We start from the raw sequence: 20615 nt of genomic DNA, 5'->3' as shown, positions 1-20615 counted from the left end.
CTTAGAACTTGGCTTCCTGCTTGCGGCGCGCCGTAAAGCCCAGCAGGCCCAGGCCGATCAGCAGCATGGCGTAGGTAGTCGGTTCCGGCACGGCCGAGACCAGGCCATCGGTGCTGGAAAAGCTGGTGAAATTGCTGTTGCCCGCCTTGAACTGCGCTTGCTGGCCGCCATCGCAGCAGTTTTCCAGGCCATAGATGCTCAAAGTATGGTTGCCGGCCGCCAGCAAGCTCGAACCGCTGAGGAACTGGCTGCCATTGTTGTAGTTGCCTGCCCACCACATGTCGTTGCTCTTGAAGTCCAGCGCCACGCCGTCGAGGAACAGGGCGCCGCCCTTGCCGAAATCGACGCCGGTACGGAAGCTCCAGGCACCCGCATCGGCTGCGCTGACGCCAAAATTGACCACCGACTTGAAGGCGATGTTCGAACCATTGCCGAACAGGCTGCTATTCGTGACATTGTTGTAGCTGGCAATCGTCGTCGTGCCATAACCTGCACCCGGCGTAGCCACGGCGGTATTCACCACGGACTGGTAAGCGGCGGCGGAAGCTTGCGCGCTGGCGTTCGAGAAACCGGTGGACACGGTGATGGTGCTGGCGTTCGCGTGGGCAAACACACCGACAGCGATCAGGGACAGGGCGATTTTAGGCAAATTTTTCATGATGATATCCAGTAGTTATTCAGTAGGCGTGCGGGTGCTTGGACTCAATGCACGCTGCACTGAGGCGTGTCGGTGGGAGCGCTAGAGACTGCAAAGATGAGCGGTCGGGGGCTGGAACTACCGCGCAAGAGCGCAGACTTGCTACGCAATTGACTGCGCTGCAAGCGTCCAGGAAAAGGGTCGGGTTTCCGGGACAGGTTCAGACGGTTGACGGGTCGGGCAAGACGATGAAGCTATTTTATCCTAATTTTCTTTTAAGAAAAGTATTTTTCTTTTAACCACTAAAGATTCTATTATAACAAGCATCATCCCCTGCCCCGATTGTCGCGACCACGCCACAGATGGCGCCGCCACTGTCGCATCTTGCGCATTTCTTTTCACATGCCGCTGCACCACGGGGCGAAACAGCATGGCAAAATGCATACATGCAGCTATCTGTCCGATGAGGGGGAAAGAGGAAATGGTCGACCTGGAAGAACTACGCTATCTGGCACTGTCGTTTCCCGACACCACCGAGGAAGAACACCACGACCGTCCAGCCTTCCGCGTGGGCGGGAAGATCTTTGCCACCCTGCCCGACGACGAGCACATCAACGTGCTGCTCGATGCGGAAGCGGCGCATATCGCCACCGTCATCACGCCGTCCGGCTGTCAAAAGCTGTGGTGGGGCGAACGCCTGGCCGGTATCACGGTGCGCCTGGCGGATGCCGAGCTGGACATGCTGGCCGCCGCCCTGACGGCCGCCTGGCGGCGCAAGGCGCCCAGCGACCTGGCCAAGACCATCGCCCCGACCGGGTAACTACATCGGCCAATTGCGCAGCAGCAAGCCCACCATCTGCTGCAATTGCTCGCGCGATACGCCCGCCGCCGCCTGGATGGCCATGCCCTGCGACAAGGTCACGACAAAGCGCGCCTGCTGCTCGGGACAGGAATCGGGTGGCAAATCGCCCTCCTCCCTGGCGCGCCGCAAGCGGTCGCGCAATTTGATTTCACCGCGCAGCCGGCGCGCAAACAATTCATCGCGGATCGGCAAGGCATCGTCGCTGCAGGCGAGCGCCGCATTGACGCCCATGCAGCCGTGCGGGCCGTCCGGCATGGTTTGCGCATCGACATACTGCGTCAGCAAGGCTTCCACCACCTGGCGCGCCGTCGGCTGTTCCAGCGCCGCATCGAAAAACTGCATGCGCGTGTCGCTGTAGCGTTCGAGCGCCTTGTGGAACAGCTGCTCCTTGTTGCCGAAGACGGCATACAGGCTGGGCCGGTTCATGCCCATGGCTTTCGTCAATTCCGGCAGGGAACTGCCTTCATAGCCTTTTTCCCAGAACACTTTCATGGCGCAATCGAGCGCTTCCTCCGCGTCGAAGGTGCGTGGCCGGCCCGTTTTCGCCTTGACGGCTTCCTCTTTTTTATCTTGTTTCATACCGTTCGGTAAAAAATTATTGACAACACTGTCTGCCTGGCCTGATTATATACCGACCGGTTAAAAACCTCTCGGCTTTTCAGGAACCTCACATGCAAACACTTTCCAACACTGCCAGCGACGATACCACCGTGGCGCCCTGGCTGGCCGTCTTATCGGTCGGCATCGGCGCCTTCGCCCTCGTCACGTCCGAATTCCTGCCCGTCGGGCTGCTGCCGGCGATGGCCGCCGAACTGGCCATCAGCAAGGGCCAGGCGGGACTGATGATCACCACGCCCGGCATCGTTGCCGCGTTTGCCGCCATCTTCGTCACCGTCGGCTCGGGCCGCCTGGACCGCCGCATCGTGCTGCTGGCCCTCACTGCCCTGCTGGTCGCATCGAACCTGCTGGTGGCGCTGGCCCCCTCGTATGCGTGGATACTGCTGGGCCGCGCCATGCTGGGCGTGGGTGTGGGCGGCTTCTGGGCCATCGGCAGCGCCATCGGCCCGCGCCTGGTGGCGCCGCAACATGCGTCGCGCGCCATGTCCATCATCTTTGCCGGCGTCTCGCTGGGTACGGTGGCGGGCGTGCCGGCCGGTGCGCTGGTGGGCGAACTGGTGGGCTGGCGGGTCGCTTTCGGCGCAGCCAGCGCCATTGCCGTGCTGGTCTTCCTCGGGCAGCTGTTGCTGTTGCCCAGGCTGCCGCCGACACAGGCCATCCGCCTGCGCCAGTTGCCGATGATCTTCGGCATCCGCAAAGCCAGGCTGGGCCTGATCGCCACGGCCATGCTCTTCACGGGCCAGTTCGCCGCCTACACGTATATCGCGCCCTTCCTCACACAGGTTTCGCACCTGGCCGCCGGCACGGTCAGCGCCATGCTGCTGGTGTATGGCGCGTCCGGCTTCATCGGCAATCTGCTGGGCGGTTGGGCCGCCGGCCGCTACGAACGCGCCGCGCTGATGCTGACGGGCGCCGTGCTGGGCCTGTCCACCCTGGCCTTGGCCGCGCTGGGTAGCCATTCGGTGACGGCGATGCTGCTGGTAGCCGTGTGGGGCTTCGGTTTCGGCGCCATGCCGATCGCCGTGCAAACGTGGATGTTCAAGGCGGCGCCACACTTGATGGAAGGCAGCAGCGCGCTGTTTGTCGCCATCGTGCAAGTGTCGCTGGCGTCCGGTGCCTTGCTCGGCGGCATGGCTGTCGACCGGCTGGGCGTGTCCAGCGCGATGGTGGTGGGCGGCGTGTTCGCCCTCGGCTGCGCGCTGACGATAGGGACATTCGGCAAGCAACAGCCGGTCAAACAGGCTGCCGCCTGCGGCGCCTGAGCGTCGCTCAAGCCGGCTGGCTTGCCGCTTTCACACGCAATGACTTGCCGGCATGCTGGCGGCGGGCCAGCAGCAGCACGCCCAGACCAGCCAGCAGCAGATACACCGTGGTCGGCTCCGGCACGGGAGCGGCGAACGTGCGGAAGGCATAGTCGAAGTTGGCAAAGCTTTGATAGCCCGTGTTCGCATAGACCTGGCCCAGGCCGTAACCATTGCTCGTGTCGCCGGCGATGCCCAAGGTATTATTGCCGCCGAACACCAGGTAATACGTCGTATTGGCGGCGATGGAAACAGGCGACCAGAACACGTCCGCCCATTGGCCGGCGGTCCCGGCAACGGAAGCTTGCGCCAGCATGGTGCCGGCGGCGTTCGGTAAATTATTCCACAAGGAAATGGTCACGGTATCCGTGCTGCCCATGCCCGGCGCCAAAAAGATGCCCGCGCCCGCAATCGTCGCCACCGATTGCTGGAACGACTGGGCCAGGTCTCCCTGCCAAAAATTAGCCATGTTCACCGCATGGACATTGGCTTCCTGATCGATGAGGGGCGTCGCGCCGGCCAGCGGCGCTGCGGCGAGCATGGCCATGCTGCAGAGCCAGGATTTCCAAGAATTTTTCATTTGCATTCCCTTGTTGATGGCAGCCTATCGAGCAGGCCTGATTATTTTATTGTCACTATAAGTTACTATTTTAATAGTAACATATAGATATTTCCCAGTGTCAATAAAATAACAGCCATCATGCAGTGTATGCCGCGCGCCACACAGCCACGACGCGCACCGCGCAAGCGGTCATGCGGTCATGCGGGGGAAATACGGGAAACCCGTCGGCTCAGATGCGCCCGCGGCGAAATTCGCCGAGGAATTTCGTCACGTCGGCCGGCGTCATTGGCACATCCGCGTCGCCATGATATGCGTACAGGAAAGGCGTGCCGCCCAGGCGATCCGTCAGCTTGGCAAAGAGTAAAAAGCGGCTGCCGAGCGGGTAGCGCTGCAGGTCGACCAGGCGGCGCGAACACTGCACGGCCAGTTCGGGAGAGAATGCCTGGCCCGGCACGGGACGGATTTCCACGCGGCCATGAATCGCGCGCGATTCGACGGCGACGTGCCGGTATGCATAAGTATCACGGGCCATGCCGCCACCTTGAATGAAGTAAAGGCGCCATCTTAAGCGAAGTGGGCGCCGGCCGTGCTACTGCGCCACGATGCGCAGCAAGCGGCCATTGTCTTCATCCGTCAGCGCATACAGATAGCCATCCGGACCCTGGCGCACGTCGCGCACGCGCGCGCCGATGGCCAGGCGGTCCTGCCCCGTCACATTGCCGTTCGCATCGACGGCGATGCGGCGGATATCCCTGGCCGCCAGGCCGCCGCTGAAGATGCTGCCGCGCCAGGCGGCAATCTTGTCGCCCGTGTAGACGGCCAGGCCCGACGGCGCCGGCGATGGCACCCAGGCCACGCCCGGATTGAGCATGCCGGCCACTTCGTGCTTGCCGACGGGCTCGTGCGTCTTGTAGTCGGCGCCATAGCTTTGCAGGGGCCAGCCATAGTTGCCGCCTGCTACCACCAGGTTCAGCTCGTCGCCGCCATACGGACCATGTTCCGTGGCCCATACGCGGCCGGAAACAGGATCGAGCGCCAGGCCCTGCACGTTGCGGTGGCCGTACGACCAGATTTCCGGCAAGGCGCCCTTGGCCGCCAGCGGGTTGCCGGGCGCCGGTTTTCCCTCTTCCGTCAGGCGCAGGATGGAGCCCTGATGCGTGGCCAGGTTTTGCGCCTGCTCGCGCGCCAGGCGGTCACCGATGCGCAGCGGCGGATTGCCACCGTCGGCCACACTCATCAGCAAAGTGCCGTCCGGCAGCCACAGCAGGCGCGAGCCAAAGTGCTGGCCGCCACTTTTATCCGTGGCGACCTTGAACAGGGTCTGGATGCCCGTCACCTTCTTGCCGTCGAACACGCCGCGCACCAGGGTCGTGCGGTTCGCGTCATTCGTGCCCGTCGATACCGTCATGTACACGCGCGGATTCGGCTTGCCCGTATCCTGCGGGTGAATGACGATATCGAGCAAGCCGCCCTGCCCGCCCGTGAAGACTTTGGGCATGCCTTCCAGCGCCACATCCTCGAAGCTCTTGCCATTCAGCAAATGCAAAGTGCCCTGCTTGCTGGTGACCAGCGCGCGGCCCTCGCCCAGCCAGGCGATGCCCCACGGCTGGCGCACGCCCTGCGCGACGGTCTCGGCCTTCCAGCCCTGCCTGGCGGCGGGCGGCTCGCCCGTGGCTTGCAGTTCGGCCCAGGCCGATGGCGCAGCGGTCAGTGCCCATGCAAGCAAGATGCTGGTGCGGCGTAACTGGAACATGCTCTCTCCTGTCGGTGGATGCTGCGAAGGTGGTGGTTCAGGCGCGCAGCAACAAGGCCACGGCTTCGGCCGCGATGCCCTCTTCGCGGCCCAGGTAGCCCAGCTTTTCATTCGTCTTGGCCTTGATGTTCACCTGCCCCACGGCGACGCCCAGGTCGTTGGCCACGTTGGCGCACATGGCGGCGATGTGCGGCGCCATTTTCGGGCGCTGGGCGATGATGGTGGCGTCGATATTGCCGATGATATAACCGGTGACTTGCACGCGGCGCACAGCTTCGCGCAGCAGGGTGCGCGAATCGGCGCCCTTGAATTGCGCATCCGTGTCGGGGAAATGGCGGCCGATGTCGCCCAGGGCGGCGGCGCCGAAGATGGCGTCGGTAATCGCGTGCAGCAGCACGTCCGCGTCGGAATGGCCGAGCAAGCCCAAATGATGGGGAATCTTCACGCCGCCGATGATCAGGTCGCGGTGCTCCACCAGCGCGTGGCAGTCATAGCCCTGGCCGATGCGAAATGGGAGTACGGGTGTCGTTGTGTGCATGCGGGTCTCTCTGGAATTCAAGGATTAGCCAAGTACAGCTCGGCCGTGTGTATGTCGCGCGGCAGGGTTACCTTCAGGTTGCGCGGGTGGCCCTCAATGAGCCTGGGCGCCAGGCCCAGCGCTTCGACGGCGCTGGAGTCGTCCGTGATGGCCTGCGGATCGGGCGCTTGCGACAAGGCCCGGTGCAGCAAGGCATAGCTGAACATCTGCGGCGTCTGCGCCAGCCACAGGCCGTCGCGCGGCACCGTCTGCACCGACAGACTGCCTGGCCCCGCCCGCTTGACGGTGTCGACCACGGGCAAGGCCAGCAAGCCGCCGGCCGGATGTTCACCGACTTCGGTAATGAGCTTTGCGATCAGCGCCGGCGTCAGGCCAGGCCGCGCCGCGTCGTGCACCAGCACATGGTCGTGTGCATCGATGCTGCCGTGCAGCGCCTGCAGGCCATTCAAGATCGTTTCCATGCGCGTGGCGCCGCCGCAGCGCAGCACAGTCACGCCGCTATTGTTCCCTTGCGGCACGACCGCATCTATCTGGCCATCCTCCGCGCTGACGACGACATACGTATGCGCGATCAGGGGGCTGACGAGAAAGGCGTCGAGCGCGTGGCGCAGCATGGGCTTGCCGGCGATGGCTAAATATTGCTTGGGACTGCCCGCTTCCATGCGCGCGCCCACGCCGGCGGCGGGGATCAGCGCAAAGTAGCGGACGGTGTTCGATGCTGCTGTCATGCCATTCCTTGTCTTGTCACTGCTGGGCGGGCTGTACCTTGCCCGCCAATATGTTCTGGATTTCGCCTTTGCACGCCTTGCCCAGGCGCGCATATTCCTGCGGCGAATCGATGGCCGCCTGCAAGGCTTCCACCTTGCGCATCTCGGCCTTGACGTAGGGCAACCAGCCCGTATCGATCTCGCGCGCCAGCGCCGCCTTGGCCGTGCCGCTGGGCGCGTACAGGGGCCGCGCCTCGAAACGCCTGGCCAGCGCCGCGCGCACGGTCTTTTCCACGCGCGGCAAGTGTTCCATATAGGTCTTCATGTGCCGCAGTTCATGCGCGAGTATCTCATCATACGCGCAAGTGCCCGGGGCAAATTCACGGCCGATATAGATCACCACGGGCGCATACGTCAGGGTCACGGTAATCTGCGGCGCCACGCATTCATAGCCGCTGGCCGGGTCTTGCAGCATGGGACCGGCCAGGGCGATGGCCACGCGCGAATCGGTCTTCGTCAGGCCCAGCACCCAGGTATTCGCGCGCGCCGTGCCCTTCATGACGGTCAGCGCCTTGTACGGCAGATGCGTATCGATGCTGTAGCCGTTCTGCTGCGCCGTCAGCACGGACACCGTCTTGCTGATCGTGTCTTCGCAGCGCACCTGGAACGGCGTGCGCGCCTGCGCCTGCGCACCCAGGGTGACACAGGCAAGCAGCAGGAAAATCGCGTTACGCATGCGCAAGATCAAGCCGCTTGCCAGGCGCCGCTGGTGATCTTGTCGAGCCAGAAGATGCCGATGACGGTTTTCACGTCGGTGATGGTGCCATCCTTGACCCAGTCGAGCAGCTGCGGCACGGTGGCCGTAAACGTTTCCAGGAACTCGCCCTCGTCGAGGCGGCGCTCGCCGGCTACCAGGCCCCGTGCCAAAAACAGTTCCAGGTGTTCATCCGAATACGCGATGGCGTTATGGATGGTGGAGACGAATTGCCAGTCGCTGGCCGTGTAGCCCGTTTCTTCCAGCAACTCGCGCTGGGCGCAGGCCAGGTGCGATTCTCCCGCATCGATCTTACCGGCCGGGAATTCAATGAAGACACGGTCCAGCGGATAGCGATACTGGCGTTCCATCAGCACCGTGCCATCGTCGAGCAGCGGCAGGATGACGACGGCGCCCGGGTGCAGGATGAATTCGCGCGCCGTGATCTTGCCGTCCGGCAGGGTCACGCGGTCGCGCTGCACGCGCAGGAAGCCGCCCTGGTAGACGAGCTCGCCGTCCACCTTGGTTTCAGTTAAGTTCATATCCATGCGTTCTGTATCCATACCTTGATTATGCTCAATAAAAAAAAACGGCGCCAGAGGCGCCGCTTTCGGTCGATGGGGCTAGCGCCGCTTGCGCAGGTAGCGTCCGACAAAGCCGGGGAAAGCCAGCACCAGGAACAGGCAACCGGTGATGGCATAGAACTCCCACGTCTGCGGGAAAGCGTTGCCGATGCGCGCTTCGAGCGCGAACGCCACGGCGCCGACGATGAAGTACAGAATCACCATCTCCAGCAGGCGCAGTGCCAGCGGCTTACGCCAGCCCTGCTCTGACTGCGCCGCTTTTTTCAGCGGCACGGCGGCAAACAGTTTCTCATTCAGAAATGGCAGGTTGGCGCCCAGGATACCCAGGGCGATCACCAGCCAGCTCGATGCGGTGACATCCATCGATCAGGACGCCAGGGTCTTGGTGATGGCCGTCGCGCAGGCAGCCAGGATGCTGTTAGGCATCACACCGAGGGCCAGGACGAACACGCCGTTCAGGGCCAGCACGACGCGCATGTCGCCATGCACGACCAGCGCGTTGGTGTCGGTCGGCTCGTCGAACCACATCATTTTCACGACGCGCAGGTAGTAGAAGGCGCCGATCAGCGAGAACAGCACGGCAGCGATGGTCAGCCACAGCTGGCCGGTGGCCAGCACGGAGGCCAGCACCGAATACTTGGCCATGAAGCCCATCAGCGGCGGCACGCCGGCCAGCGAGAACATGAACAGGGTCATCACCAGCGCGAAGATCGGGCTGCGTTTGCCCAGGCCCTTGAAGTCGGCCAGTTCTTCTGCTTCGAAACCATTACGCGCCAGCAACATGATCACGCCAAAGGTACCCAGCGTGGTGAACACGTAGGTGATGACGTAGTACATCGAAGCGCCGTAGGCGGTGGCTGCGCCAGCCGCGTTCAGGGTGTTGTTCGGCGCATCGACGGTACCGGACAGCAGGCCCAGCAGCACGAAGCCCATTTGCGCGATGGTCGAGTACGCCAACATGCGCTTCAAATTGGTTTGCGCGATGGCGGTGAAGTTACCGATGGCCAGCGACATCACGGCCAGCACCAGCAGCATTTGCTGCCAGTCATGCGCCATCGGCAGCAAGCCCTCGCCCAGCAAACGCAGGGTGATGGCAAACGCGGCCAGTTTCGGCGCGCCGCCCAGCAGCAAGGTCACGGCCGTTGGCGAACCTTGATACACGTCAGGCACCCACATGTGGAATGGCACGACACCCAGTTTGAAGGCCAGGCCCGCTACCAGGAACACCAGGCCGAAGACCATGATGGTGCCGTTGGTCTTGCCGTTTTCCAGCGCCACGCGCAGTTCGCCCAGGTCCAGCGTGCCGGAGGCGCCGTACAGCATCGAGATACCGTACAACATGAAACCGGAAGCCAGTGCGCCCAGGATGAAGTATTTCATGGCCGCTTCCGTGGCCTTGGCATTGTCACGGCGCAGAGCGATCAGTGCGTACAGCGACAGCGACATCAGTTCCAGACCCAGGTAGATGATCAGGAAGTTGTTGGCCGAGATCATGATCATCTGGCCCAGCAGTGCAAACAGGGCCAGCACGTAGAACTCGCCGCCCAGGTTACCCGACAGCATGCTGCGGTCGGTGGCATAGGCACGCGAGTAGATCAGGGTCAGCGCCACGGCGCCGTACGAGAACAGTTTCAGCAGCTGCGACATCGGGTCCGACACGAACATGTTATGGAACGTGTAGACGGTGGTGCCCGCGTTGAAGTCGCCCACGGTCAGCAAGGCGCAGCCGGCCAGGGTCAGCAAGGACAGCGCATAAGTGATCGAACGCTTCGCCGCAGGCAAGAACATATCGATCAGCAAGAGCGCCGACGTGGCGATCAGCAGAAAGATTTCCGCGTACAGCGGTACCAGATTAGGTGCATTAGTCATGTTATCGGTCTTCTATTTAAGGCAACTTGCTGGTGGCGACATGCTGCAGCAGGTCGGCAACCGAAGTTTGCATCGTGTCGGTGAACGGGGCTGGGTACAGACCCATCACGAGCACGGCGATGGCCAGCAAAGCAAGCATGAAGAATTCACGTTTGTTAATGTCGGTCAATTCGGCCACGTGTTTGTTCTTGATCTTGCCGAACACCACGCGCTTGGCCATCCACAGCGAGTACGCCGCGCCCCAGATCAGTGCCGTTGCAGCCAGCAGACCGATCCAGAAGTTGTATTGCACCGCGCCCAGGATCACCATGAACTCGCCGACGAAGCCGGAAGTCGCTGGCAGACCGCAGTTGGCCATCGAGAACAGCACGAAGAAGGCGGCAAATTTCGGCATGCGGTTCACGACGCCGCCGTAGTCGGCGATGTTGCGGGTATGCATGCGGTCATACAGCACGCCGATGCACAAGAACATCGCGCCGGAGATGAAACCGTGCGAGATCATCTGCACGATACCGCCCTGCACCGAGATGTCGTTGAACATGAAGAAGCCCAGGGTGACGAAACCCATGTGCGCGATCGACGAATAGGCGACCAGTTTTTTCATGTCGGTTTGCACCAGGGCAACCAGACCGATGTAGATGACGGCGATCAGCGACAAGGCGATCATGAAGCCCGACAGGTAGTGGCTGGCGTCCGGCGTGATCGGCAGCGAAAAACGCAGGAAGCCGTAGGCGCCCAGTTTCAGCATGATGGCGGCCAGCACGGCGGAACCGCCCGTAGGCGCTTCCACGTGGACGTCCGGCAACCACGTGTGGACGGGGAACATCGGCACCTTCACGGCAAACGCCATCAGGAAGGCCAGGAAGATGAAGATCTGTTCGTTCATCGTCAGCTTGAACGCATGCCAGGCCAGGATGTCGAAGCTACCCGTCACGTTGCGCAAGTAGATGATGGCAACCAGGGTCAGCAGCGAACCGAAGAAGGTGTACAGGAAGAACTTGAACGACGCGTACACGCGGTTCGAACCGCCCCAGATACCGATGATGATGAACATCGGGATCAGGGTTGCTTCAAAGAAGAAGTAGAACAGCAAGCCGTCCAGCGCGCAGAACACGCCGATCATCAGACCCGACAGGATCAAAAAGGCACCCATGTACTGGGCGATGCGGTTCTCGATCACTTGCCAGGCCGAAATGACGACGATGACCGTGATGAAGGCCGTCAGTGGAATGAACCACAGCGACAGGCCATCGATACCCAGCGAGTACCAGATATTGAAAGTTTCAATCCACGGTGCTTTTTCGACGAATTGCATGCCGTGTGCGGCGTTGTCGAAATGCTGGATCAGCGGCAAGGTGCACAGCATGCTGAGCACGGCGCCAGCCAGCGACAGCCAGCGGGTAAAGCCCGCTTTGCTGTCACGGCCAAGAGCCAGGACCAGGACGCCGCAAATGATCGGCACCCAGATCGACAGACTCAGGTAAGGAGGTAATGTAGAAATCGTAGACTGCATCATGGTTCTCAGTATTCTTTTATCAGGTCAGCTTACTTAGCGGGCCAGAATGGCAGGAAATAGATCAGGAAGCCCAGCACGCCCAGGATCATCACGAATGCATAGTGATAGATGTAGCCGGTCTGCAAGCCTCGCGACAGCGAGGACAGCCAGGCGACAACCTTGGCGCTGCCATTGACGACGAAACCGTCGATCAGCTTCTTGTCACCGAAGTTCCACAGGCCATTACCCAGCAAACGGGCACCGCCGGCGAACACGACTTCATTGAACTTGTCCAGGTAGTACTTGTTGTCCAGCAGGGTGTGGATCGCGTGGAACTTGGCAAAGAACCAGGCCGGTACACGCGGGTTGACCATGTAGCAGTAGTAGGCTGCCACCACGCCGGACAATGCCAGCCAGAACGGTGCCGTCGACAGGCCGTGGATCGCCATCGCCATCGCGCCGTGGAATTCATGCGACAACTCTTCCATTGCTGGATGGTTTTCGCCGACGAAGATCACGCCCTTGAAGAAATCGCCATGCAGCATCGGGCCGATCGTCAGGTAACCGATCAGCAGCGACGGGATCGCCAGCATCACCAGCGGGAACCACACCACGAATGGGGATTCATGCGGCTTCTGGCCAGGTTCCAGACCGTGGTGCGCGTGGTCGTCTTCGGAATCGTCATGCGATTCCTCTTCATGATGGTCGTCATGCGCATCGCCGTGCGCGCCATGGGCCGCTTTCGGTGCGTGATGGTCGTCATGGCCGTGCGCATGCGCCTGGCCGAAACGTTCCTTGCCGTGGAAGACCAGGAAATACATGCGGAACGAGTAGAAGGCGGTGACGAACACGCCAGCCAGCACGGCGAACTGGGCAAAGCCAGCACCCCAGATGTGCGTCGCTTCGACGGCTTCGATGATGCTGTCTTTCGAGTAGAAACCGGAGAACAGCGGCGTGCCGATCAGGGCCAGCGAACCGACCAGTGACGTGATCCAGGTGATCGGCATGTATTTGCGCAGGCCACCCATGTTGCGGATGTCCTGGTCGTGGTGCATGCCGATGATGACGGAACCGGCGCCCAGGAACAGCAGTGCCTTGAAGAAGGCGTGCGTCATCAGGTGGAACACGGCCACGGAGTACGCGGACGAACCGAGCGCCACGGTCATGTAGCCGAGCTGCGACAGGGTCGAGTAAGCGACGACGCGCTTGATGTCGTTCTGGATGATGCCCAAAAAGCCCATGAACAGCGCCGTGATGGAACCGATCACCAGGATGAAGGACAGTGCCGTGTCGGACAATTCGAACAGCGGCGACATGCGCGAGACCATGAAGATACCGGCCGTCACCATCGTCGCGGCGTGAATCAGTGCCGAGATCGGGGTAGGACCTTCCATCGAGTCAGGCAGCCACACGTGCAGCGGGAACTGCGCCGATTTGCCCATCGCGCCGATGAACAGGCAGATGCAGGCAACGGTCAGCAGGGCCCAGTCGGTACCTGGCAATGTCAGGACGGACAAGGCTTCCTTCTTGGCGAAGATTTCCTGGTAATCCAGTGATTGACCATACGCCAGCAGCAGGCCGATGCCCAGGATGAAGCCGAAGTCGCCTACGCGGTTGACCAGGAAAGCCTTCATGTTGGCCACGATGGCCGTCGGACGCTGGTACCAGAAACCGATCAAGAGGTAAGAGACCAGGCCCACGGCTTCCCAACCGAAGAACAGTTGCAGGAAGTTGTTGGCCATGACCAGCATCAGCATCGAGAACGTGAACAGCGAGATGTAGGCGAAGAAGCGGTTGTAGCCTTCGTCGTCCTTCATGTAGCCGATCGTGTAGATGTGCACCATCAGCGAGACGAAGGTGACCACGCACATCATCATCGCCGACAGCGAATCGATCTGGAAGCCCACTTCCATCTTCAGGGTGCCGATCGTCATCCAGTTATAGATCGTGCCATTGAATGTCGCGCCATCCATCACTGCCAGCAGTGTCTGCACGGACAGGATGAACGCTATCAGTACGCCCAGGATCGTCGCGGTATGCGACGTCTTGCGTCCGACCAAATTACCCAGGAACTGGGTGCCAAGCAAACCTGCAATCGCGGCACCGGCCAGCGGCGCCAGCGGTACGGCAAGAAGGAGGTTAGGGTTGAGGAGTTGCCCCGCCATGATGAACCTTAATCGTTATTATTCGAGAGATCGAGTCTGAAAAACATCAGCCTTTGAGGCTGTCCAGGTCTTCGACGTTGATGGTATCCAGATTACGGAACATCACCACCAGAATAGCCAGACCGATAGCCGACTCAGCGGCGGCAACCGTCAGGATGAAGAAAACGAAGATCTGACCGGCCGCGTCGCCCATGAAATGGGAGAACGCGATGAAATTCATATTCACCGCCAGCAGCATCAATTCGATTGCCATCAGCAATACGATGATGTTCTTGCGGTTCAGGAAAATACCGACGATCGAGATTGCGAACAGGATCGCGCCCAGGACCAGAAAATGTGTGAGCGATAATGTCATGGTGCCTCCTTAACTTCCGGCTCAGCCGCAGGACGCTCGACCACCGCGTCCATCTTGATGATCTTCAGGCGGTCGTTACGCTTGACGCGTACCGCATCGCCTGGAGCAAAATGCTTGGTGTCCTTGCGTTTGCGCAGGGTCAGTGCAACCGCGGCAACGATGGCCACCAGCAGCACGACGGCAGCGATCTCGAAGGCGAACACATATTCCGTGTAGATCAGCAGGCCCAGTTCCTTGGTGCCGCCCAGGTTGACGTTCACCGGAGCGATGCTAGGCGTAAAGTTGCGGAAACCGTGCCACAGGACAGCGGCCATTTCCAGCACGATGATCACGCCCACCGTCACGGACAAAGGCAGGTAGCCCCAGAAGCCTTCGCGCATGCGGTCGATATTGATATCGAGCATCATGACGACGAAGAGGAACAGCACCATCACGGCGCCGACATACACCAATACCAGCACGATGGCCAGGAATTCAGCTTGCAGCAGCATCCAGATGCCCGCTGCGGAAAAGAAGGACAGCACCAGGAACAGTACTGCGTGGACCGGATTACGGGCCGTGATGACGCGCGTCGCTGCCAGAATCAAGATCAGCGCGAAGGCGTAAAACAAAATTGTTTTAAAGTCCATAAAAAACCCAATAGACGTACAGATGAACGAGGGGCGCGCCGCAGCTTTGGGGCTGCGGCGCATCCATCAGCGATAAGGTGCGTCGGCGGCGCGCGCAGCGGCGATGTCATTTTCATAACGATCACCCACGGCCAGCAACATCTCTTTCGTGTAATACAAATCCCCGCGTTTCTCGCCGTGGTATTCCAGGATTTGCGTCTCGACGATCGAATCGACCGGGCAGGACTCTTCGCAGAAACCGCAGAAGATGCACTTGGTCAAGTCAATATCGTAACGCGTGGTGCGGCGCGAACCGTCGTCACGCTGTTCCGATTCGATCGTGATGGCCATCGCCGGGCAAACCGCTTCGCACAGCTTGCAGGCGATGCAACGTTCCTCGCCGTTCGGGTAGCGGCGCAGCGCGTGCAAGCCACGGAAACGCGGCGAGATCGGTGTCTTCTCTTCCGGGAATTGCACCGTGATCTTGCGCGAAAACATGTACTTGCCTGTCAGCGCCATGCCCTTGATCAGCTCGCCCAACAACAGGCTGCTGAGGAAATCTTTTACCTTATCCATTCGTATGCACTCTCTTACTTCCAAATATTCCAGGATGTCTGCATCCAGGCAGCGACGAAGACCAGGTAGACCAGCGTCAACGGGATAAACACTTTCCAGCCGAGGCGCATGATCTGGTCATAACGGTAGCGTGGGAAAGTACCGCGCACCCAGATGAACACCGAGACGATGAAGAAGGTCTTGGCGAACAGCCAGAAGAAGCCGCCGAAACCACCCCAGAACTCGAGGAAGGCAAATGGTGCGGACCAGCCACCGAGGAACATGATCGCAGCCAGCGCGCCGATCAGGATCATGTTGGCGTATTCGGCCAGCATGAACATGGCGTAGGCCATGCCCGAGTACTCGACCATGTGGCCGGCGACGATTTCCGACTCGCCTTCGACGACGTCGAACGGGTGACGGTTGGCTTCAGCCAGGCCCGACACCAGGTAGATGACGAACATCGGCAGCAGCGGCAGCCAGTTCCACGACATGAAGTTCACGCCCTTGTCGGCGAAGTAGCCGATTTGCTGGCCGCCGACGATGTCGATGAAGTTCAGGCTGCCCGAGACCATCAGCACGATGACCATCACGAAGCCCATCGGGATTTCATACGAAATCATCTGTGCCGAAGCGCGCATGGCGCCCATGAACGAGTACTTCGAGTTCGAGGCCCAGCCGGCGATGATGATGCCGTAGACTTCCATCGAGGTAATCGCCAGCAGCAGCAGCAAGCCCGCGTTGACGTTGGCCAGCACGGCTTCCGGACCGAACGGCACGACCGACCAGGCGGCCAGGGCCGGCATGATGGTCATGATCGGGCCGATCACGAACAGGCCCTTGGCGGCCTTGGCCGGGATGATGATCTCTTTGAACAAGAGTTTCAGCGCATCGGCGATCGGTTGCAGCAAGCCCAATGGACCGACGCGGTTCGGACCGACGCGGATCTGGATCCAGCCGATCAGCTTGCGCTCCCACAGGGTGGCGTAAGCAACCAGACCCATCAGTGGCAACAGCACGCACAGGATCTTGATCAGGGTCCAGAAGAACGGCCAGGTACCGCCCAGCAAATCCTGGCCGGTACTGTTGATGACGTTTACAAATTCAGGCAGAGCCATCAGATTTTCCCCTCTGCTGTTTCAACTGTGATGTCACCGAACATGCCGCCCAGGCTAGCCGTCGAGGCATGCGCCGCCGACACTTTGACCACATTGGCTGGCAAGCCGGCATGGATTGCCGCCACCAGGATGGCGCTGCCGGAGCCTTGCGCCACTTTGACCTTGTCGCCCGCCTTGATGCCCAGCTTTTCAGCCAGCGCCAGGGACAGGTGCGCTTGCGGCGCGGCGCCATCGACCGTGCGAAGCAGCGGTTCGGAGCGGCGTACCAGCGCGTCGGCGAAGTAGATCGGCACGTCGGCGATGCGTTGCAGTGCCGGCGAGGCCGGTGCGTAGCTTGCCGCTTCCGGTGCGTTCTTGGCGATGTTGTTCAGCTGTGCCGACAGATCGGTCACGCCGGCACCAAACGCTTCGTCGCGGATCGCTTCGGAGGTGTCGTAGTCGAAACCGGCCAGGCCCAGGATGTTGCCCAGGACGCGCAGCACTTTCCAGGCTGGACGGGTATCGGCCAGCGGTTTGACGGTGCCGTTGAAACTTTGCGCGCGGCCTTCGCAGTTCACAAAAGTACCCGAGGTTTCAGCGAACGGGGCGACCGGCAGCAAGACATCGGCGTAATCCATGCCGTGCTTGAAGGCGGACATGGCCACGACCATGTCGGCGCCATCGAGGGCGGCGCGGGCCGCTTGTGGATTGGCGGCATCGAGTTCCGGCTCGGCGTGCAGCAGCACGTAAGCTTTTTTCGGCACGGCAAACGCTGCTTGCACATTGGCGCGCGGCTTGGCGAGCAGGTGCGCGCCTACCGTGTTGGCCGCTTCCGTCAGGTAACCGAGCTTGGCGCCCGTCTGTTCGGCGATCCATTGCGCGGCAGCATGCAGTTGCGACGCTTGCGGGTGTTGCGTTGCCGCGTTACCCAGCAGCACGGCGCCATGGTCGCCGGCCATCAGGCTGGCAGCGATGGCCACTGCCACGTCCGAAGCAACAACTGCTTCAAAACCGGCTGGTGCGGCGATTTCTTTGGCTTGAGCAACAGCGACGAGCACTTCCGACAAGGCCGCCAGCCAATCACTCGGCGCGACGATCATCTTGTTGGCGATGCTGATCAATTGATCATCGTCGGACGCGTGCAGGATCGACAGCTTGGCGCCGCCCTTGACGGACGCGCGCAAACGCGTCGCCAGCAATGGGTGATCCTTGCGCAGGAACGAGCCGATGACGAAGGCGCGCTTGATCTGGCCAAATTCGCTGATCGGCATGCCCAGCCATGGTTTCACACTGGCGTCGAGTGCGAAGTCGGTCTGGCGCAGGCGGAAGTCGACGTGCTCGGAACCGAGGCCGTGGGCGACTTTTTGCAGCAGGACCAGCTCTTCGACCGTCGAATGCGGCGTGGCCAGCGCGGCGATGGCGTCAGCGCCATGCTCGTGCTTGATGTTTTTCAAACCGTGCGCCACGTATTCCAGCGCGGTTTGCCAATCGACTTCTTTCCACTCGTTGCCCTGTTTCAGCATCGGGGAAGTCAGGCGTTCGGCACTGTCCAGCGCTTCGTACGAGAAACGGTCCTTGTCCGAGATCCAGCACTCGTTGACGGCTTCGTTTTCCAGCGGCAGGACGCGCTTGACCTTGCCAGCTTTCACTTGCACGATCAGGTTGGTGCCCAGACCGTCATGCGGGCTGACCGATTTGCGGCGCGACAGTTCCCACGTACGGGCGCTGTAGCGGAACGGCTTCGAGGTCAGTGCGCCAACGGGGCACAGGTCGATCATGTTGCCCGACAGTTCCGAGTCGACCGTCTGGCCGACGAAGGACACGATTTCCGAGTGTTCGCCGCGGCCGATCATGCCCAGCTCCATCACGCCGGCCACTTCCTGGCCAAAGCGTACGCAGCGGGTGCACTGGATGCAGCGCGACATTTCTTGCATGGACACCAGCGGACCGGCTTCCTTCGGCTGCACCACACGCTTGTCTTCCTTGTAGCGCGATTCGCTCTTGCCGTAGCCCACTGCCAAGTCTTGCAACTGGCACTCGCCGCCCTGATCGCAGATCGGGCAATCGAGCGGGTGGTTAATCAGCAAGAATTCCATGACCGACTTTTGCGCCTGCACAGCTTTATCGCTGGCGGAGCGCACGATCATGCCGGCACTGACCGGGGTCGCACAAGCGGGCAAAGGCTTCGGCGCCTTTTCCACTTCGACCAGGCACATGCGGCAGTTCGCTGCGATCGACAATTTCTTGTGATAGCAGAAGTGCGGAATGTAGGTTCCCAATTTGTTGGCGGCGTCCATCACCATGCTACCAGCAGGGACTTCGACTTTTTTGCCGTCTATTTCGATTTCAACCATGGTGATCGTTACCTGACGCAGCTTAGATATATGCGGGCACTAAGCAATGCTTGTGCTCGATATGATATTCAAATTCTTCACGGAAATTCTTAATGAAGGCCCGTACCGGCATGGCGGCCGCATCGCCCAGCGCGCAAATGGTGCGGCCCTGGATGTTGTCGGCGATCGAGTTGAGCATGTCCAGGTCGTCTGGACGACCCTGCCCCTGCTCGATGCGGTGCACCATGCGGTACATCCAGCCTGTGCCTTCACGGCAAGGCGTACACTGGCCGCACGATTCTTCAAAGTAGAAGTAGGACAGGCGCTCCAGCGCCTTCACCATGCAGCGTGTTTCGTCCATCACGATGATGGCGCCCGAACCCAACATCGAACCGGCTTTCGCGATCGAGTCATAGTCCAGGTCGGTCTGCATCATGATGTCGCCGCGGATCACCGGCGCGGACGAGCCGCCAGGGATCACGGCCTTGATCTTTTTGCCACCGCGCATGCCACCTGCCAGTTCCAGCAGTGTGGCGAACGGCGTGCCGAGCGGCACTTCGTAGTTGCCCGGCAATTCCACGTCGCCCGAGATCGAGAAGATCTTCGAACCGCCATTGTTCGGCTTGCCCATCGCCAGGTATTTCTCTGGGCCGATGTTCAGCACGAATGGCACGGCCGCGAAGGTTTCCGTGTTGTTGATCGTCGTCGGCTTGCCGTACAGGCCAAACGAGGCAGGGAAAGGCGGCTTGAAGCGCGGCTGGCCTTTCTTGCCTTCCAGCGATTCGAGCAGGGCCGTTTCTTCGCCGCAGATGTAGGCGCCATAACCATGGTGCGCATGCAACTGGAACGAGAACTCGCTGCCCATGATCTTGTCGCCGAGGAAACCGGCGGCGCGCGCTTCTTCCAGCGCTTCTTCGAAACGGGCGTACTCGGCCCAGATTTCGCCGTGGATATAGTTATAGCCGACGGTGATGCCCATCGCATAAGCGCCAATGGCCATGCCTTCGATCAGCGCATGGGGATTGTAACGAATGATGTCGCGGTCCTTGAAAGTACCCGGTTCGCCTTCATCTGTATTGCAGACGAGGTATTTTTGACCCGGGAACTGGCGCGGCATGAAGCTCCACTTCAAGCCGGTAGGAAAACCCGCGCCGCCACGGCCGCGCAAGGACGAAGCCTTGAGGTCGGCGATGATCTGTTCCGGCGTGATTTTCTCTTCCAGGATACGCCGCAGGGCGCTATAGCCGCCGCGGTTCACATAATCTTGCAAATGCCAGTTCTTGCCATCCAGATCCTTCAGGATCAATGGATCGATATGGCGGTTGTGGAGTGACGTCATTTCTTGAGTTCCTCCAGCATGGCGTCGATTTTCTCGTTCGACATCCAGCTGCACATGGTTTTATTACTGACCAGCAAGACTGGCGCATCGCCGCAAGCACCCATGCACTCGCCTTCAACCAGCGTGAACTGGCCGTCTGCGGTGGTTTCGCGGAAATCGATACCCAGTTTCTGCTTCAGGTACTCTGCAGCGCGCACGCCGCCCGACAGGGCGCATGGCAGGTTGGTGCACACGGTGATCTTGTGCTTGCCCACGGGTTTCACGTTGTACATATTGTAGAACGTGGCCACTTCCTGCACGGCAATCGCCGGCATGCCGATGTAATCGGCCAGTTCCTTCATGGTGTCCGGCGCCAGCCAGCCCAGTTCATCCTGGGCATGGGCCAGCGCGGCCATGACGGCCGACTGACGCTGGTCGGCCGGGTACTTGGCCAGCTCGCGGTCAATTTTCTTATAGCATTGCTCTGATAACAACATACTTTTT

General features: G+C 60.8%; 22 protein-coding genes. 2 read left to right on the top strand and 20 right to left on the bottom strand.

What is annotated here, in order from left to right; genetic code table 11:
• Position 1: 1 nt before the first annotated feature.
• Positions 2–658: a CCXG family PEP-CTERM protein gene (locus CLU93_RS20245; RefSeq protein ID WP_099763041.1), complete on the bottom strand. Its 657-nt coding sequence runs from the start codon at positions 656–658 to the stop codon at positions 2–4.
• Positions 659–1118: 460 nt separating this feature from the next.
• Between CLU93_RS20245 and CLU93_RS20240 the strand changes: the two genes are divergently transcribed.
• Positions 1119–1457, top strand: a complete 339-nt coding sequence (locus tag CLU93_RS20240) for an MmcQ/YjbR family DNA-binding protein (protein ID WP_096236640.1) — start codon at positions 1119–1121, stop codon at positions 1455–1457.
• Here the strand turns inward: CLU93_RS20240 and CLU93_RS20235 are convergent, their stop codons facing one another.
• Positions 1458–2078 carry a TetR/AcrR family transcriptional regulator gene (locus CLU93_RS20235; protein ID WP_099763040.1) on the bottom strand — a complete coding sequence of 207 codons (621 nt, stop codon included), beginning with the start codon at positions 2076–2078 and terminating at the stop codon, positions 1458–1460.
• A gap of 92 nt (positions 2079–2170) precedes the next feature.
• Between CLU93_RS20235 and CLU93_RS20230 the strand changes: the two genes are divergently transcribed.
• The gene (locus tag CLU93_RS20230) at positions 2171–3379 is read left to right on the top strand and encodes an MFS transporter (protein WP_099763039.1); all 1209 of its coding nucleotides are present in this window, start codon (positions 2171–2173) and stop codon (positions 3377–3379) included.
• Positions 3380–3386: 7 nt separating this feature from the next.
• Here the strand turns inward: CLU93_RS20230 and CLU93_RS20225 are convergent, their stop codons facing one another.
• From CLU93_RS20225 to nuoE, 18 genes are all read right to left on the bottom strand, one after another.
• Positions 3387–3998, bottom strand: coding sequence for a PEP-CTERM sorting domain-containing protein (locus tag CLU93_RS20225; RefSeq protein ID WP_218968347.1), 612 nt, complete (start codon positions 3996–3998; stop codon positions 3387–3389).
• 211 nt (positions 3999–4209) lie between these two features.
• The gene (locus CLU93_RS20220) at positions 4210–4512 is read right to left on the bottom strand and encodes a hypothetical protein (RefSeq protein WP_165829510.1); all 303 of its coding nucleotides are present in this window, start codon (positions 4510–4512) and stop codon (positions 4210–4212) included.
• Between the two features lie 57 nt (positions 4513–4569).
• Positions 4570–5733: a PQQ-dependent sugar dehydrogenase gene (locus CLU93_RS20215; protein WP_099763036.1), complete on the bottom strand. Its 1164-nt coding sequence runs from the start codon at positions 5731–5733 to the stop codon at positions 4570–4572.
• 37 nt (positions 5734–5770) lie between these two features.
• Positions 5771–6271, bottom strand: a complete 501-nt coding sequence (gene ispF, locus CLU93_RS20210; RefSeq protein WP_099763035.1) for a 2-C-methyl-D-erythritol 2,4-cyclodiphosphate synthase — start codon at positions 6269–6271, stop codon at positions 5771–5773.
• A 17-nt stretch (positions 6272–6288) separates the two neighbouring features.
• Positions 6289–6999 carry a 2-C-methyl-D-erythritol 4-phosphate cytidylyltransferase gene (ispD, locus tag CLU93_RS20205; RefSeq protein WP_099763034.1) on the bottom strand — a complete coding sequence of 237 codons (711 nt, stop codon included), beginning with the start codon at positions 6997–6999 and terminating at the stop codon, positions 6289–6291.
• A gap of 16 nt (positions 7000–7015) precedes the next feature.
• Positions 7016–7714, bottom strand: a complete 699-nt coding sequence (locus CLU93_RS20200) for a hypothetical protein (protein ID WP_243420299.1) — start codon at positions 7712–7714, stop codon at positions 7016–7018.
• A gap of 8 nt (positions 7715–7722) precedes the next feature.
• The gene (locus CLU93_RS20195) at positions 7723–8280 is read right to left on the bottom strand and encodes an NUDIX domain-containing protein (RefSeq protein WP_099764505.1); all 558 of its coding nucleotides are present in this window, start codon (positions 8278–8280) and stop codon (positions 7723–7725) included.
• Positions 8281–8355: 75 nt separating this feature from the next.
• A complete protein-coding gene (locus tag CLU93_RS20190; protein WP_099763032.1) occupies positions 8356–8679 on the bottom strand; it encodes a DUF2818 family protein in 324 nt (107 codons plus the stop codon).
• Positions 8680–8682: 3 nt separating this feature from the next.
• Positions 8683–10185 (bottom strand): NADH-quinone oxidoreductase subunit NuoN, encoded by a 1503-nt coding sequence (gene nuoN, locus CLU93_RS20185; RefSeq protein ID WP_096236656.1) that lies wholly within the window; start codon positions 10183–10185, stop codon positions 8683–8685.
• Positions 10186–10201: 16 nt separating this feature from the next.
• Entirely contained in the window at positions 10202–11701 is a 1500-nt protein-coding gene (locus CLU93_RS20180; RefSeq protein ID WP_099763031.1) for an NADH-quinone oxidoreductase subunit M, read from the bottom strand.
• Positions 11702–11730: 29 nt separating this feature from the next.
• Positions 11731–13845: an NADH-quinone oxidoreductase subunit L gene (gene nuoL / locus CLU93_RS20175; RefSeq protein WP_099763030.1), complete on the bottom strand. Its 2115-nt coding sequence runs from the start codon at positions 13843–13845 to the stop codon at positions 11731–11733.
• A 46-nt stretch (positions 13846–13891) separates the two neighbouring features.
• A complete protein-coding gene (gene nuoK, locus CLU93_RS20170) occupies positions 13892–14200 on the bottom strand; it encodes an NADH-quinone oxidoreductase subunit NuoK (protein WP_010399724.1) in 309 nt (102 codons plus the stop codon).
• Positions 14197–14829 carry an NADH-quinone oxidoreductase subunit J gene (locus tag CLU93_RS20165; RefSeq protein ID WP_071076364.1) on the bottom strand — a complete coding sequence of 211 codons (633 nt, stop codon included), beginning with the start codon at positions 14827–14829 and terminating at the stop codon, positions 14197–14199. The genes nuoK and CLU93_RS20165 overlap by 4 nt, the downstream gene beginning before the upstream one ends.
• Positions 14830–14895: 66 nt before the next feature.
• Entirely contained in the window at positions 14896–15384 is a 489-nt protein-coding gene (nuoI, locus tag CLU93_RS20160; protein WP_096236664.1) for an NADH-quinone oxidoreductase subunit NuoI, read from the bottom strand.
• 14 nt (positions 15385–15398) lie between these two features.
• Positions 15399–16481: an NADH-quinone oxidoreductase subunit NuoH gene (gene nuoH / locus CLU93_RS20155; protein ID WP_099763029.1), complete on the bottom strand. Its 1083-nt coding sequence runs from the start codon at positions 16479–16481 to the stop codon at positions 15399–15401.
• Positions 16481–18814 (bottom strand): NADH-quinone oxidoreductase subunit NuoG, encoded by a 2334-nt coding sequence (gene nuoG, locus CLU93_RS20150; protein WP_099763028.1) that lies wholly within the window; start codon positions 18812–18814, stop codon positions 16481–16483. Before nuoG ends, nuoH begins: the two co-directional genes overlap by 1 nt.
• A gap of 22 nt (positions 18815–18836) precedes the next feature.
• The gene (gene nuoF / locus CLU93_RS20145; protein ID WP_096236670.1) at positions 18837–20132 is read right to left on the bottom strand and encodes an NADH-quinone oxidoreductase subunit NuoF; all 1296 of its coding nucleotides are present in this window, start codon (positions 20130–20132) and stop codon (positions 18837–18839) included.
• A complete protein-coding gene (nuoE, locus tag CLU93_RS20140; protein ID WP_071076360.1) occupies positions 20129–20608 on the bottom strand; it encodes an NADH-quinone oxidoreductase subunit NuoE in 480 nt (159 codons plus the stop codon). Before nuoE ends, nuoF begins: the two co-directional genes overlap by 4 nt.
• Positions 20609–20615: the final 7 nt, after the last annotated feature.

Origin of the sequence: Janthinobacterium sp. 35, assembly GCF_002754575.1 — a bacterium.
Lineage (GTDB): Bacteria > Pseudomonadota > Gammaproteobacteria > Burkholderiales > Burkholderiaceae_D > Janthinobacterium > Janthinobacterium tructae.
This window is presented reverse-complemented; position numbering and strand designations above follow the sequence as displayed.